This is a genomic window from Antribacter soli (genome assembly GCF_021568775.1).
Classification (GTDB): domain Bacteria; phylum Actinomycetota; class Actinomycetes; order Actinomycetales; family Cellulomonadaceae; genus Antribacter; species Antribacter soli.
Genome location: NZ_JAKGSG010000033.1, coordinates 18,188 through 32,375, shown reverse-complemented (window position 1 = coordinate 32,375; position 14,188 = coordinate 18,188). Strand labels below are relative to the sequence as shown.

The 14,188-nt window shown below is 72.6% G+C and carries 14 protein-coding genes; 9 read left to right on the top strand and 5 right to left on the bottom strand.

Going from position 1 to position 14,188, the window contains the following annotated elements:
• Positions 1 to 118: 118 nt before the first annotated feature.
• The gene (locus tag L1785_RS11290; RefSeq protein ID WP_236089365.1) at positions 119 to 718 is read right to left on the bottom strand and encodes a type II toxin-antitoxin system PemK/MazF family toxin; all 600 of its coding nucleotides are present in this window, start codon (positions 716 to 718) and stop codon (positions 119 to 121) included.
• A gap of 176 nt (positions 719 to 894) precedes the next feature.
• Here L1785_RS11290 and L1785_RS11285 point away from each other — a divergent pair, with 176 nt between their 5' ends.
• The 4 genes from L1785_RS11285 (at position 895) to L1785_RS11270 (ending at position 5,269) form a co-directional block, all read left to right on the top strand.
• Positions 895 to 1,806 (top strand): aminoglycoside phosphotransferase family protein, encoded by a 912-nt coding sequence (locus L1785_RS11285; RefSeq protein WP_236089364.1) that lies wholly within the window; start codon positions 895 to 897, stop codon positions 1,804 to 1,806.
• Positions 1,807 to 1,884: 78 nt separating this feature from the next.
• Complete coding sequence (locus tag L1785_RS11280) at positions 1,885 to 3,498, top strand: circularly permuted type 2 ATP-grasp protein (protein ID WP_236089363.1); 1,614 nt, start codon at positions 1,885 to 1,887, stop codon at positions 3,496 to 3,498.
• Positions 3,492 to 4,421: an alpha-E domain-containing protein gene (locus tag L1785_RS11275; protein ID WP_236089362.1), complete on the top strand. Its 930-nt coding sequence runs from the start codon at positions 3,492 to 3,494 to the stop codon at positions 4,419 to 4,421. The genes L1785_RS11280 and L1785_RS11275 overlap by 7 nt, the downstream gene beginning before the upstream one ends.
• Positions 4,418 to 5,269 (top strand): transglutaminase family protein, encoded by an 852-nt coding sequence (locus L1785_RS11270; protein WP_236089361.1) that lies wholly within the window; start codon positions 4,418 to 4,420, stop codon positions 5,267 to 5,269. The genes L1785_RS11275 and L1785_RS11270 overlap by 4 nt, the downstream gene beginning before the upstream one ends.
• A 6-nt stretch (positions 5,270 to 5,275) precedes the next feature.
• Here L1785_RS11270 and L1785_RS11265 read toward each other — a convergent pair whose 3' ends face one another.
• From L1785_RS11265 to L1785_RS11255, 3 genes are all read right to left on the bottom strand, one after another.
• Positions 5,276 to 5,671, bottom strand: a complete 396-nt coding sequence (locus L1785_RS11265) for a type II toxin-antitoxin system VapC family toxin (protein ID WP_236089360.1) — start codon at positions 5,669 to 5,671, stop codon at positions 5,276 to 5,278.
• Complete coding sequence (locus tag L1785_RS11260; protein WP_236089359.1) at positions 5,662 to 5,886, bottom strand: type II toxin-antitoxin system Phd/YefM family antitoxin; 225 nt, start codon at positions 5,884 to 5,886, stop codon at positions 5,662 to 5,664. The genes L1785_RS11265 and L1785_RS11260 overlap by 10 nt, the downstream gene beginning before the upstream one ends.
• A 121-nt stretch (positions 5,887 to 6,007) precedes the next feature.
• Complete coding sequence (locus L1785_RS11255; protein WP_236089358.1) at positions 6,008 to 6,778, bottom strand: maleylpyruvate isomerase family mycothiol-dependent enzyme; 771 nt, start codon at positions 6,776 to 6,778, stop codon at positions 6,008 to 6,010.
• A gap of 178 nt (positions 6,779 to 6,956) precedes the next feature.
• Here L1785_RS11255 and lepA point away from each other — a divergent pair, with 178 nt between their 5' ends.
• The 5 genes from lepA to L1785_RS11230 all read left to right on the top strand — a co-directional run bounded on the left by lepA (position 6,957) and on the right by L1785_RS11230 (position 13,235).
• Positions 6,957 to 8,834: a translation elongation factor 4 gene (gene lepA / locus L1785_RS11250; protein WP_283250190.1), complete on the top strand. Its 1,878-nt coding sequence runs from the start codon at positions 6,957 to 6,959 to the stop codon at positions 8,832 to 8,834.
• A gap of 1 nt (position 8,835) precedes the next feature.
• Positions 8,836 to 10,095 (top strand): radical SAM family heme chaperone HemW, encoded by a 1,260-nt coding sequence (gene hemW / locus L1785_RS11245; protein WP_236089357.1) that lies wholly within the window; start codon positions 8,836 to 8,838, stop codon positions 10,093 to 10,095.
• A 100-nt stretch (positions 10,096 to 10,195) separates the two neighbouring features.
• A complete protein-coding gene (locus L1785_RS11240; protein WP_236089356.1) occupies positions 10,196 to 11,008 on the top strand; it encodes a hypothetical protein in 813 nt (270 codons plus the stop codon).
• Positions 11,009 to 11,065: 57 nt separating this feature from the next.
• Positions 11,066 to 12,004 carry a hypothetical protein gene (locus L1785_RS11235; RefSeq protein WP_236089355.1) on the top strand — a complete coding sequence of 313 codons (939 nt, stop codon included), beginning with the start codon at positions 11,066 to 11,068 and terminating at the stop codon, positions 12,002 to 12,004.
• 82 nt (positions 12,005 to 12,086) lie between these two features.
• On the top strand, positions 12,087 to 13,235 hold the full coding sequence (locus tag L1785_RS11230) for a hypothetical protein (RefSeq protein ID WP_236089354.1): 1,149 nt from the start codon (positions 12,087 to 12,089) through the stop codon (positions 13,233 to 13,235).
• A gap of 37 nt (positions 13,236 to 13,272) precedes the next feature.
• Here L1785_RS11230 and L1785_RS11225 read toward each other — a convergent pair whose 3' ends face one another.
• On the bottom strand, positions 13,273 to 14,133 hold the full coding sequence (locus L1785_RS11225) for a DUF3097 domain-containing protein (protein WP_236089353.1): 861 nt from the start codon (positions 14,131 to 14,133) through the stop codon (positions 13,273 to 13,275).
• Positions 14,134 to 14,188 lie beyond the last annotated feature (55 nt).

Genomic DNA, 14,188 nt, shown 5'->3' with positions numbered 1-14,188 from the left:
ACCCGGCCTCACGGTCACGAACGTCCGGCGGCGAGCAGAACCGCTGGTCAGAGGCGGTGCAAGCAGTGTCGCTTCATGCTGATCCGACCGGGTAACGACGCCGCGAACGTCACAGGCTTCACGTCAGGTCGAGCGCGCGGTGCATGTACTTCACGACGTCGTCGAACGTTCCGCGCGGCACGATCGCTCCCTCGCGCCGAACCGCGTCCGGGTGCACGCGGATGACGCGGTTGATCCGCACCTCCGACCGCCGGCCCTCGCGGTCCCACGGGCCCGAGCCGATGTCGAACCAGATCCGGCCGGCCCGCGCCTCCTGCTCGGCGTCGCGGTCGTGGTCCTGGCTCGTGAGCTGCAGCGCGAGCAGCCAGGGCCCGTCGTGGCCGACGAGCAGCACCGGTCGGTCCTTGCCCTGGGCGTGGTCCTCCTCGTACGGGACCCAGGTCCAGACGACCTCGCCCGGGTCGGGCTCACCGTCAAGGTCGGGGGCGTAGACGGGCTCGACGGTCCCGTCGAAGTCACCGGGGTAGCCCACGGTCCGGGGCGCCCTGCCGGCCGACGCCGGAGCGCGGGCCGGGCGCGGTCGTGCCGGCACGTCGGACGGGCCGGGGGCGGGCACGCGTGCGGGCTCACGGCCGGTGTCCTTGGGCGATTCGGCGACGGACGACTTGACGGCCTCGACGACGTCCTCGAGCAGGCTGAGCCAGGGATTACGAGTCACGCCAGGCACTGTATCGGCCCATCCGGGCAGATCGGCCGAACCACTGCACGGTCGCCGGTTCGGGCGTGGCCGGCGCCGCCGCGTCGCGGGCGTCGTGCGCGCCGCTGGCGCCGCCCGCGTCGCCGGCACCCGGAAAAGTCTCGGCCCGGCCGCATCCGCACCCCTACGGTCGCAGCGTGCCGCAGCTCCACGACGACGAGGTCCAGACCACCCCGGACCAGGTCCGGCGGCTCGTCGCGGAGCAGTTCCCGCACTGGGCGCACCTCGCGGTGACGCCGGGCCCCGCGGGCGGGACGGACCACCTGCTGTACCGGCTCGGCGACGAGCTGCTCGTCCGGATGCCGAAGATCGCCTGGGCCGCGGAGCAGGCCGTGAACGACGCCCGCTGGCTCCCGATCCTCGCGCCCCACGTGCCGCTCGCGGTCCCTGCGCCGTTGACCGTCGGCGAGCCCGCTGACGGCTACCCGTTCCAGTGGTCCGTCGTGCCGTGGCTCCCAGGCGAGCCGCCCACTGCGGACAATACCGACCAGGACGGCGGCGCGCGCACGCTCGCCGCCTTCGTCACCGCGCTGCGCGGAGTCGATCCGGCGGGCGGCCCCGTCACGGACGGCACGAGTCGCGGCGTCCCCCTCGAGCGGCTCGACGACGCGGTCCGCCGCGCGAGCGTCGCGGCCGGCAGCCGGCTCGAGGTGCCGCTCGGCGACGGTCGCCGGGCGGGGGCGGAAGCCGTGACCAGGGTGTGGGACCGTGCCCTGGGTGCCTGGCCGGCGTCGGGCGGCGCCTGGATCCATGGCGACCTCCTGCCGGGGAACCTGCTGGCCCACGGTCGGCGCCTCGCCGCGGTCATCGACTGGGGCGGGATCGGCGTCGGCGACCCGGCGGCCGACCTGATCCCCGCCTGGACCTTGTTCCGCGGCACGGCCCGCGCCGCCTTCCGGGCGTCCGCCGGCCTCGACGACGCCTGGGAGCGGGCGCGGGGCTGGGTCCTGGTGGAGGCCGTGATCGCGCTGCCCTATTACTGGGACCGGTGGCCGGAGTTCGCCCGCGCGAGCCAGGCCCGCATCGCCGCCGTCCTGCAGGACGAGTGACGGGCACAGCCCATACCGTCATCACACCGAAACATGACCGGAACCCCACCGTCGTCCGGTGCGCCGTAGTGTGCCGACATGAGCGACCTGTTCGATGGGTACCCACTGCAGCGAGCCTTCGACGAGATGATCGACCGCGAGGGCTCCCTGCGGCCTCGCTACGAGCAGGTGCACGCCACCCTCGCGGGGCTCACGGCTGAGGAGGTGGCGGCGCGTGCCGACGCGCTCGCCAAGTCGTACCTGGCGCAGGGCGTCACCTTCGACTTCGCGGGGGAGGAGCGTCCGTTCCCGCTCGACTGCGTGCCTCGCGTGATCGAGCTGGACGAGTGGGACGGCATCGCGGTGGGAGTGAGCCAGCGGGTCCGCGCCCTGGAGGCGTTCCTCGCCGATGTCTACGGCAAGCAGGAGGTCGTCAAGGACGGCGTCGTGCCGCTGCGCCTCATCCTGTCGAGCTCGGAGTTCCAGCGTGCGGCGCACGGCATCGAGCCGCCGAACGGGGTGCGCTGCCACGTCAGCGGGGTCGACCTGGTGCGTGACGAGGAGGGCGAGTACCGGGTCCTCGAGGACAACGTCCGGGTGCCGAGCGGGGTGAGCTACGTGGTGAGCAACCGCCGCGCCATGGTCCGCACGTTCCCCGAGCTGTTCGGCCGCCTGCGGGTCGAGCCGGTGGTGGACTACCCGCAGCGGCTCCTGGCCGCCCTCGCAGCCGCTGCGCCCGACGGAGTCCCCGACCCGACCGTCGTCGTCCTCACCCCGGGCGTCTTCAACTCGGCGTACTACGAGCACACCCTGCTGGCCCGCCTCATGGGCGTGGAGCTGGTCGAGGGGCGCGACCTGTTCTGCTCCGCGGGCCGCGTGTACATGCGCACCACGGAGGGCTCGAGGCGCGTGGACGTCATCTACCGACGGGTGGACGACGAGTTCCTCGACCCTGTGGAGTTCCGCGCCGACTCCGTGCTCGGTGTCCCGGGCCTGGTCAACGCCGCGCGCCGGGGCACGGTCACGCTGGCGAACGCGATCGGCAACGGCGTCGCCGACGACAAGCTCGTCTACACCTACGTGCCGGACCTCATCCGTTACTACCTCGGCGAGGAACCCGCCCTGAAGAACGTCGACACGTGGCGCCTCGAGGAGCCGGCCGCCCGGGCCGAGGTGCTCGACCGCCTCGACGAGCTCGTGGTCAAACCGGTCGACGGGTCCGGCGGCAAGGGCATCGTCGTCGGCCCGAGCGCGACGCGCGCGGAGATCGACGCCGTCCGCACCCGCATCCTGGAGGACCCGCGCGGGTGGATTGCTCAGCCCGTCGTCCAGCTGTCCACCGGACCGACCTTCGTCGACGGGACGTTCCGCCCCCGCCACCTGGACCTGCGCCCGTTCGCCGTCAACGACGGCGATGAGGTGTGGGTGCTGCCCGGCGGTCTCACGCGGGTCGCTCTCCCGGAGGGCCAGCTCGTCGTCAACTCCTCACAGGGCGGCGGCTCCAAGGACACCTGGGTCACGTCGCCCGTCCTGGCGGCCGATGCCGGTGGCACACCTGCGCAGAGAGGCCCGCGTCCGACGTCGGGGGCCCGGGGCGGGGCGGCAGCGCGGGCGGGCGTGCCGCGCGCGACCAACCCTCACGACGCTCAGGCCGGCCAGCAGCAGCAACAGCAGCAGCAGGCCACGGACGACACGGGAGGGGCACCATGCTGAGCCGGATCGCGGAGTCGCTGTTCTGGATCGGGCGGTACGTCGAGCGTGCCGACGACACGGCCCGCATCCTCGACGTCCATGTCCAGCTGCTGTCGGAAGATCCCTGGGCGGACGAGGCGACTGCCTGCCGCTCGCTGCTCGCGATCATGGACCACCCGGCTCCGGCCGACGCGTCGGACGTGGACCGCGCCATGGTGGTGCGCCTGCTCGCGCACGACGTGACGAACCCGTCGTCCATCGCGGGGTCGCTGGTCGCGGCACGGGAGAACGCCCGCCGGGCGCGCGAGATCGTCTCCACCGACCTGTGGGAGTGCCTCAACACGACCCGCAACCAGGTGCGCGTCATGGGCGCGCTCGGCACGCACGAGTTCTTCGCCTGGGTGCGGGAGCGGGCCGCCGTCGTGGCGGGGCTCATGGAGTCGGCGACGCCGCGCGACTCCACCTGGCACTTCATGGTGCTCGGCCAGGCGCTCGAACGGGCCGACATGACGGCCCGCCTCGTCACGACCCAGGCCCGCCTGGGTGCGTCGGGCCCGGGCTGGACCACGCTGCTGCGCTCCTGCGGCGCGTACGAGGCGTATCTGCGCACGTACCGCGGGCGGGCTTCCGACGAGGACGCGGCCGGGTTCCTCATCCTCGACCGGCTCTTCCCGCGCTCCATCGTGTACGCGCTGCACGCGGCCGAGCGGGCGCTGCGCGCGCTCGAGCCCGTCGAGGGGCGCCACTTCGTGAGCGACGAGGCGCGGCGCGAGCTCGGCCTCGTACGATCCGAGCTCGAGTTCGCGCGTCTCGGCGACCTGCTCACCGACCTGCCCGACACGATGGAGCGCGTCCAGGTGGCGTGCGCCCGGGCGAGCAACGCGATCAAGGATCGGTATTTCCCGGCACCGGCCACGACGGCCTGGGTGGAGGAGGCGCTGTGACCGTGCTGAAGGTGGTCCACACCACCAGGTTCGACTATCCCGAGCCCGTCACCGCCTCGTACAACGAGGCGCGGATGCGGCCCGTCGACGACGCGCGGCAGAAGGTCCTCGGCGCGACCCTCGCCATCGGTCCGCAGACGTGGATGTCCGAGTACACGGACTACTGGGGCACTGCGGTGACCACGTTCGAGGTGCTGCGCCCGCACCGGCACCTCGAGATCGTCGCTGAGGCGATCATCGAGGCGTCCGGCTACTCGGAGGGCGGGCGGCCCGCCGGGGCCGCCCCGCGGTGGACGGACCTCGCCGCCGACGCCGTGCTCGATGCGCAGGCCGCGTTCCTCGCCGAGACGCCCGTCACGGCGCCGCCGCCCGCCCTCGCCGCCCTCGCCCTGGAGGCAGCCGGCGGGCTGCCGCCCGCGGAGGCGGCGGAGGCGATCTGTCTCTCCCTGCGCGACCGGCTCGACTACGTGCCGGGCGTGACCACCGTGCACACGCCCGCCGCGGAGGCGTGGGAAGCCCAGAAGGGCGTGTGCCAGGACATGGCACACCTCGCGCTCGGTGCCCTGCGCTCCGTGGGAATCCCCGCCCGGTACGTGTCGGGCTACCTGCACCCCAGGGGGGACGCGGGCGTCGGGGAGACGGTCGCGGGCGACTCCCACGCGTGGGTCGAGTGGTGGGCCGGCGAGTGGGTGGGCTACGACCCGACCAACCGCCGTTTCGCCGGCGAGGACCACGTCGTGGTGGGCAGGGGCCGCGAGTACGGGGACGTGCCGCCGCTCAAGGGCGTGTACGCCGGGAGCGGCGGCTCGACGCTGGACGTCACGGTGGAGATCACGCGGATCGCGTGAGGGGCGCTACCAGCGCGTGCGCAGTCCGGGTAGCCCGGAGAAGACGCTGTCCGCCGTGACGAGGGGGACGTTCTCGACCAGTGCCTGCGCCGCGAGCATCCGGTCGAACGGGTCGCGATGATCCCAGTCCATCGACCCCGCGAGCAGAGCATGCGGCGGGGAGACGCTCAGCTCCTCCGCGCGCAGGTCAGCGATGCGTTGTTCCCAAGTGCTCACCAGGAACTTTGCCTCGTCGAGCTTGCCGAGCCGCACCTTCGTCGCGACCTCCATGGCGGAGACCGCGGAGACGAGCAGCCGATTCTCGCCGCGGGCGAGCTCGTCACGGACGTCTGCCCCCACCCGGTGTGGCGCTCCGAGCAGCCAGATCAGGGTGTGCGTGTCGAGCAGGTACGTCACTCCCATGCTGCAAGCTCCGACTCCGGCAGCGGCGCGAAGAAGAAGTCGTCCGGAAGGTCGATCGGCACGGTGCCGAACTGGCGCGGGGGGACCGCATCAACTGGCACGAGGCGGACCACGGGGCGGCCCGCGCGGGCGACGATGACCTCCTCGCCCCGCTCGGCGCGGGCCAGGAGGCTGGAGAGGTTGGTCTTGGCCTGTTGCACGTTCACCGTGGTCACACCTCGACGGTAGGGACGCTACTTGGTCTGGTCAAGCGAACCAGACCAGGCAATCTTAAACTCTAGAGATCCGGTCTGTCTTCCTGAGGTCCTGGGTCTCGGCCGGTCGTGCCGTCTCGTGTCAGGGCGTGAGCCGTTCCGCCAGGGCCGCGGCGAGGTCCTTGCGGTCGCCCTGCACCGTCAGGCCCGCCTCCTCGGGGGTGAGCCGGTGCCACAGGACGAGGGCCAGGGCCTCGGAGGTGCCCGAGACGACGACGTCCGGCGCGACCTCGCGCGCACGGTCCGGTTCGGGGAAGCCGAGCACCCAGCTCCGGGCGCCCGGCACGTCGTCCGCGAGGAGGAGCACGGGGAAGCGGAGGGGCTCCATGCGTCCGAGCCGCACCTGGCGCGGCTGGAACATGGTCACGATCTCGTCCACGCCGTCGGCCCAGACCTGCGGCTCGGCATCCGCCAGGCCGAGGGCGGGCGTCCCGGCAGCGGCGGCGCGCAGGTCGTGCAGGTGCACGAGTGTCTCGTGCACCTGGCGGCGGTGCCAGAAGCTGGCAGGGCCCCTGCCGACCAGCGTGGACGCGTCGGCGTGCGGTCCCAGCTCGGTGAGCGTCTCGAGGAGCTCACGAGCGCAGTCCGCATACAGCGTCTCCAGGTCGAAGGGTCCGCGGCCCAGCGGGGTCTCCGTGGTCCGGCGAGCCTGGGCGGCCGCCCAGTGATGGATCCGGGCCAGGTGCTCCACCAGGTTCCGCACCTTCCAGCGGCCGCACGCCGGGACCGGCGCCGCGAGGTCGGCCTCGGCGATCCCCGCAAGGAACTCGCCCTGCAGGCGCGCGAGGAGAGGCAGGTACGCGATGCTCGCGGGGTCGGCGCCGTCTGCCGGCGTGGTCTCGACCGTCGTCATGGCAGCACGGTAGCGCCCGCCACCGACACGGGTGACCCACCGCCCGGCCGCGGCCCTGCGCGTCGGCTCCCGCCGCCGTGGGACAATGAGCGGAACGCGACGTCACCGCCGGGACGACCAGTCCGGCGTCGTCCATCCAGCCGGCCGAAGCCACCCGATTCCTCAGGAGCAACCCGCCTTGCCCCCGATCCCCTCCGCCGCGTCCATCGCGCGCATCCAGCCGAACGCCACGGCGGCCGAGCTGATCCGCAACTTCTGCATCATCGCGCACATCGACCACGGCAAGTCCACGCTCGCCGACCGGATGCTCCAGCTGACCGGCGTCGTCGACGAGCGCGCGGCGCGCGCGCAGTACCTGGACCGCATGGACATCGAGCGTGAGCGCGGCATCACGATCAAGTCGCAGGCCGTGCGCATGCCGTGGGACGTCGACGGCACGCCGTTCGCGCTGAACATGATCGACACGCCCGGTCACGTCGACTTCACGTACGAGGTCTCGCGGTCGCTCGCGGCGTGCGAGGGCGCGGTCCTGCTGGTGGACGCGGCGCAGGGCATCGAGGCCCAGACGCTCGCCAACCTGTACCTGGCGATGGAGGGCGACCTCGAGATCATCCCGGTGCTGAACAAGATCGACCTGCCGGCCGCGCAGCCCGAGAAGTACGCGGAGGAGCTCGCCAACCTGGTGGGCGGTGACCCGGACGACGTGATGCGGGTCTCGGGCAAGACGGGGGTGGGCGTCGAGGCGCTGCTTGACCGGATCGTGCAGCGGGTGCCCGCGCCGGTGGGCAACCCGGACGCCCCGGCGCGCGCCATGATCTTCGACTCCGTGTACGACACCTACCGCGGCGTCGTCACCTACGTGCGCGTCGTGGACGGCAACCTCAACCCTCGCGAGCGCATCGCGATGATGTCGACGCGGGCCACGCACGAGCTGCTGGAGATCGGCGTCATCTCGCCGGAGCCCATCCCGACCAAGGGCCTGGGCGTGGGCGAGGTCGGCTACCTGATCACGGGCGTGAAGGACGTGCGCCAGTCGAAGGTCGGCGACACCGTGACCAACGCGGCCAAGCCTGCGACCGAGTCGCTGGGCGGCTACTCCGACCCCAAGCCGATGGTGTTCTCGGGCCTGTACCCGATCGACGGCACCGACTACCCCGTGCTGCGCGACGCGCTGGACAAGCTCAAGCTCAACGACGCCGCGCTCAACTACGAGCCCGAGACGTCCGTGGCGCTCGGCTTCGGCTTCCGCGTGGGCTTCCTCGGCCTGCTGCACCTGGAGATCGTCCGCGAGCGCCTTGAGCGCGAGTTCAACCTCGACCTCATCTCGACAGCGCCGAACGTCGTCTACGACGTGACTCTCGACGACAACACGGTCATCAAGGTGACCAACCCGAGCGAGTTCCCGACGGGCAAGATCAAGGAGGTCCGCGAGCCCGTGGTGCGGGCCACGATCCTCACGCCGTCGGAGTTCGTGGGCACAGTGATGGGCCTGTGCAACGACCGTCGCGGCGAGATGCTCGGCATGGACTACCTGTCCGAGGACCGGGTGGAGCTGCGGTTCACGCTCCCCCTCGCGGAGATCGTGTTCGACTTCTTCGACCACCTCAAGTCCCGCACGCGCGGCTACGCGTCGCTCGACTACGACACGTCGGGCGACCAGGCCGCCGACCTCGTCAAGGTCGACATCCTGCTGCAGGGCGACCAGGTGGACGCCTTCAGCGCGATCGTGCACAAGGACAAGGCGTACGACTACGGCGTCCTCATGACGGGCAAGCTCAAGGACCTCATCCCGCGCCAGCAGTACGAGGTGCCGATCCAGGCGGCGGTGGGCGCCCGCGTCATCGCCCGCGAGACCATCCGAGCCATGCGCAAGGACGTCCTCGCCAAGTGCTACGGCGGCGACATCTCCCGCAAGCGCAAGCTCCTCGAGAAGCAGAAGGAGGGCAAGAAGCGCATGAAGACCATCGGGTCCGTCGAGGTCCCGAAGGACGCCTTCATCGCGGCGCTCTCCTCGGAGTCGACTGCTGCCAAGGACGCCAAGGAGAAGCGGAAGTAACGTGCCGTCCCTTCCCGAGGGCGTCCCCGTGCCCGACGACGGTGGGTTGCCTCCCGAGGTCGGCGGCGGTCCGCGCAGCTCTGCCTTCGGGGTGTACGTGCACGTCCCGTTCTGCTCGGTGCGCTGCGGGTACTGCGACTTCAACACGTACACGGCGTCCGAGCTGGGCGGCGGGGCGTCGCAGGTCGCGTACGCGTCGACCGCCCTGCGGGAGGTCGTGCTCGCCCAGGACGTCCTCGAGCGGGCGGGCGTGGGCGACCGGCCCGTCTCGACCGTCTTCTTCGGGGGTGGCACCCCTACGATGCTGCCCGCGGAGGACCTCGCGCGGATCCTCGGCGGGATCCGTTCGGCCTGGGGCCTCGAGCCCGGCGCCGAGGTCACGACCGAGGCCAACCCCGACTCCGTGACGCCCGCCTCGCTCGAGGTGCTGGCGCGCGCCGGGTTCACGCGGGTGTCCTTCGGCATGCAGTCCGCCGTGCCGCATGTGTTGGCGACCCTCGAGCGCACCCACGACCCGCGGCGCATCCCCGACGTGGTGCGCTGGGCGCGCGACGCCGGTCTCGACGTCTCGCTCGACCTCATCTACGGCACGCCCGGTGAGTCGCTCGACGACTGGCGGGCGTCCGTGGAGACCGCGCTCGCGACGGGCGTGGACCACGTGTCGGCGTACGCCCTGGTGGTTGAGCAAGGGACCAAGATGGCGGTCCAGGTACGGCGGGGCGAGCTGGCCCTGCCCGACGAGGACGACCAGGCGGCGAAGTACGAGCTGGCCGACGACCTGCTCACGGCCGCCGGGCTGACCTGGTACGAGGTGTCGAACTGGGCGCGTGGCGACGAGCACGCGTGCCGGCACAACCTCGCGTACTGGCGCGGCGACGACTGGTGGGGGATCGGCCCGGGGGCGCACTCGTACGTCGCGGCGGCGTCCGGCGGATCCGACGACGACGGCCCGGCCGGCGTCCGCTGGTGGAACGTGAAGCATCCGCGGCGGTACGCCACGCTGCTCGAGGCCGGCAGCTCGCCAGGGGCGGGGCGCGAGCTGCTCACCGCCGGGGAGGCGCAGCTCGAGCGCGTGATGCTGGGCGTGCGGCTGCGCGAAGGGCTGTCCCTGGACGTGCTGTCGGCGAGCGGCCGCCGGGCCGTCGCCGGGCTCGTCGCGCGCGGCCTGCTCGACGGCCGCGCGGCAGTGACGGGGCGGGCGCAGCTCACCCGGCGAGGGCGGCTCCTGGCCGACGCCGTCGTGCGGGAGCTGACGGACTGACGCCGGTTCGGGCGGCCCTGACCCGGAGCTCCGCAGGTCATGTCGGAGGCTGGCGCTATGGTTGCGCCACCTGCGACGACGTGCCCTGGAGAGAGAACCGATGAGCGACCCGAACAACCCGTACGCGCCGCCCGGCGCGCCGCTTCCGGCCGTGGCCCGGGAGCAGCCCGCTCCTGCGCCGGCGCCCGGGGCGGAACCCTCCGGGTACGGGCCGCCGCCCTGGTATGCGCCGGCCGCGCCGACGGCGTCGTCGATCCTGAGCGACTCGTTCTCCTGGGCGTGGAGCCGCTTCGGCAAGCACTGGCTGCCGCTGTCCGCGGTGTCGGTCGTCTACAGCCTGCTCGCGATGGTCGTCGCCGTGGTGCTCACGCTCTGGTGGGCCCTCGGGTTCGGGGCGTTCGTCGGCCAGGCGGAGGGTGAGGAGCTCCCCTTCGAGGTGCCGCACGGCACCTTCGCCGGCTTGCTGGTCGTCGGCGTGGTGCTGCTGTGGCTCTTCGGGCCTGTGCTGTATTCCGTGGCGCTGCGCGTGGCGCGCGGCGCGCCGGTCACGGGGGAGAGCGTGCTCGCGGTGCCGCGCTACGGGAACGCGCTCGTCGACAGCCTCGTGCTCGGCATCGCGACCGCGCTCGGCATGCTGCTCTGCTATCTCCCCGGCGTCGCGATCGCGTTCCTGGCTCAGTTCACGCTGTACTTCGCGATCGACCGTGGGCTCGGGCTGGTCGATGCCGTGCGATCCAGCTATCGGCTCGTGACGCAGAAACTCGGCACGGTCGCGATGCTGTATCTCGGGCTCATGGCGGTGTCAGCGGTCGCCGGCGCTGTGCCCGTCGTCGGCCTCGTGGTGGCGGTGCCCGTGTCGATGCTCATGTCCGCCTATGTCTACGTGCGGCTCACCGGCGGACAGCCCGCCTGAGTCGATACGCTTTACCTGATTTGTACCTTTACGTCAGAACGCCTGGAGGGTGACCCTATGAGCGACACCAATGCCGCCGGACCTGCGCCCGACCCGCAGCAGCCCACGGGCGGGGACACGCCGGAGCAGGCTCCGGCCACGCCGCCGGCCACGCCCGCTCCGTCCGCGGAGCCGTCGTCCGGCGAGCGCCCGGTGCCCCAGTACGGTCAGTACGCCCCGCCCGGGGAGCCGCCCGCGTACGGCACCCCGGGACCCTCGCCCTACGGCCCGCCGGCCGCGCCGCAGGTGCCGCCGGCCTGGAACACGGCCTCCGAGCAGCCGGTCTCGATCGGCAGCGCGCTCGGCTACGCGTTCTCGGCGTTCGGGCGGAGCTGGGGCGTGTGGGTCGTCATGACGCTCCTGACGGTGATCGCCTCGGCGGTGGCTGTGATCGTGACGTCGCCAGGGCTCATGGAGTCGTTCCAGATGGCCATGGACCTCGAGCGTGCCGCGACGGGAGCAGCCGTGGACGTCCCTGCGACCACTCCCGGCAGCGTCGTGCTCGGGGCCGTGGGTGCGGCCCTCCTGACCTTCCTGAGCATCTTCCTGTACCAGGGAGCGCTCGTCGCGACCCGGAACGGGACGGTGGGCTTCGGCGACTTCTTCACCGTGCGGAGCTGGCCGGCCGTCGCGGTGTTCGCCGCGGTCCAGGTGGTCCTGTCGCTGCTCGGCATCGTGCCGGTCCTCGGGTTCGTCGTGCAGCTCGCGGCGCTCGTCGCGCTGGTGTGGGCGCCGTTCGCCGTGCTCGAGGGCGCCGACGGCGTGACCGCGATCCGGTCCGCCGTCGGGCTCGCCCGAGCGAACCTCGGGCTGGCGGTCCTGGCCGTCCTGGTGCTGTTCGTCCTCACGGTCGCCGGGGTCCTCGCGTGCTTCGTCGGCACGCTCGTCGCTCTGCCCGTCGTGATCCTCATGAATGCCTACCTCTACGGGCGTCTGACCGGCGGGCAGCCCGTCTGAGCAGGTCCCGGTCCCGGTTCGGGTCGCGTCCGGCCCGCCGACAGGCGAAAGTGGCTCCGAAGGTCCTGACGAGAGGGATTCGATGAGCGAGAACACTCCTGGCGGCGTGCCACGCGACCCGGCCGACCCGGACGAGCCGGAGAAGACCCCGCCGCAGCCCGCGGAGCCCGACCCGTTCGCACCGCCGTCGCCCGAGCCACCGCCGTCGCCCGGCACGCCCGAGCCGCCAGCCTACGAGCCGCCCGTCCCCGGCGGGCCGACGGTACCTCCGATACCGGGCACGCCCGCGCCGCCGCCTGTCCCGGGTGAGCCCGTCCCGCCGGAGGAGCCGCCGGCCTACGGCGCGCCCCCGGCGCCGGCCGAGCCCCCCACCTACGGCACGTCGGGCATGGGCAGCGAGACCCCTTCGGGCAGCCCGTACGGAATGCCGGACCCGAACGTGCCCCCGCCCGGCGTGACCCCTCCAGGGGGGACGCCTTACCCCGGGGCGCCCTACCCAGGGACTCCCTACCCTGGGGTGCCCGCCTACGGCGGGCCGGCGGGCGCCTACGGCGCCGCCGCCGTGTCGCCGTTCACCGTCGGAGAGGCCATCGGCTTCGCCTGGAACCGGTTCAAGGCCAACGCCCTGCCGTGGGTCCTGTTCGTGCTGGTCCTCCTGGTGATCAGCTCCGTGTTCTCCGGCCCCTCCTTCGGTGACTATCAGCGCCAGATGGACTCTGCCCTCGAGGGCCGACCATTCGTCCAGACGGGCATGGCGGTCACCGGCACGCTGTTCTCGATCATCGGCTGGCTGCTGTCCTCCGTCGTGCAGGCCCTCGGCGTGCGTGCGGCGCTGAAGGAGGTGTCGGGCGAGAAGCCCACGTTCGCGTCCTTCTTCTCGACAGAGCGGTTGGGCGTGGTCGTGCTGGCGGCCGTGATCGTCGGCGTGCTGACGTTCGTCGGCCTCGTCGCCTGCATCCTGCCGGGCCTCGCGATCATCATCTTCGCGACGTTCACGTACCACAACGTCCACGACAAGGGGCTCCCCGCCTGGGAGGCCTTCACGGCGAGCTTCCGGCTCGTGGCCCAGAACTTCGGGGCCGTGTTCCTGCTGCTGCTCGCCTGCCTCGGGCTGGCGATCCTCGGTGCGATCCCGTGCGGCCTCGGGACGTTCATCACGCTCCCGATCATCATGATCGGGATCGCGTACGGGTTCCGTCGCCTGACGGGCGGCCCGGTCGCGGTGGCCTAGGCTCCGTCGCCGGCCCCGGCCGGCAGATCCCGCCGTCTCAGGCGGTCACGAAGTCGATCAGCTCCTCGACCCGGCCCAGCAGGGCCGGGTCGAGGTCCTTGTAGTCCCGGACGGTGCCCAGGATGCGCTTCCAGGCGCGGGCCACGTCCTCCTGGGAGTCGGCCGGCCAGCCGAGCTCGCGCAGGATGCCGCGCTTCCACTCGGTGCCACGCTCGATCACCGGCCAGCGGGCGAGGCCGAGCCGCTCGGCGCGGACCGCCTGCCACACGTCGACGTACGGGTGGCCGAGGACCAGCACGGTCCCCGGGGCGACCGTGCGCAGGGCCTCGTCGGCCAGCCGCTGCTCCTTCGAGCCGGGCACCAGGTGGTCCACGAGGACGCCGACGCGCCGCTCGGGGTCGGGCTCGAACCCGGCAAGGCGCTCGGCGAGGTGGTCCACGCCGTCGAGCATCTCCACGACGACGCCCTCGACGCGCAGGTCGTCGCCCCAGACCTTCTCCACGAGCTCGGCGTCGTGCCGGCCCTCCACCCAGATGCGGCTCCCGCGGGCCACGCGCGCACGCGCCCCGTGCACCGCCACGGAGCCCGACGCCGTGCGGGACGGCGCGACCGGGGCGCGGCTCGTCACCGGGGCGGTCAGCTCGACCGGCTGCCCCTCGACCCAGAAGCCCGCGCCCAGCGGGAACGAGCGGGTGCGGCCGCGCCGGTCCTCCAGCACCACCAGGTGCATCCCGCCCGACTTCTCCACGCGCACCACGGCGCCGACCCAGCCGGTGCCGACGTCCTCCACGACGAGGCCCGCCTCGGCCGGCACCGGGCGGGAGACGGGGCGCCGCCCCCGGGACGCGCCAGGGAAGGCGGGGGACAGGACGTCGGAGCCGTAGCGGTCGTCGCGCACGGACGCGAGCCTAGGCGGCTGCGCGCGCCGCCCGCGGAAGCGCGCCCGCGTGTCC

Coding starts and splice junctions, on each gene's coding strand:
- L1785_RS11280 (WP_236089363.1), top strand. CDS start 1,885: ATGAGCGACCTGTTCGATGGGTACCCACTGCAGCGAGCCTTCGACGAG.
- L1785_RS11275 (WP_236089362.1), top strand. CDS start 3,492: ATGCTGAGCCGGATCGCGGAGTCGCTGTTCTGGATCGGGCGGTACGTC.
- L1785_RS11265 (WP_236089360.1), bottom strand. CDS start 5,671: ATGGGAGTGACGTACCTGCTCGACACGCACACCCTGATCTGGCTGCTC.
- L1785_RS11255 (WP_236089358.1), bottom strand. CDS start 6,778: ATGACGACGGTCGAGACCACGCCGGCAGACGGCGCCGACCCCGCGAGC.
- L1785_RS11240 (WP_236089356.1), top strand. CDS start 10,196: ATGAGCGACCCGAACAACCCGTACGCGCCGCCCGGCGCGCCGCTTCCG.
- L1785_RS11235 (WP_236089355.1), top strand. CDS start 11,066: ATGAGCGACACCAATGCCGCCGGACCTGCGCCCGACCCGCAGCAGCCC.
- L1785_RS11230 (WP_236089354.1), top strand. CDS start 12,087: ATGAGCGAGAACACTCCTGGCGGCGTGCCACGCGACCCGGCCGACCCG.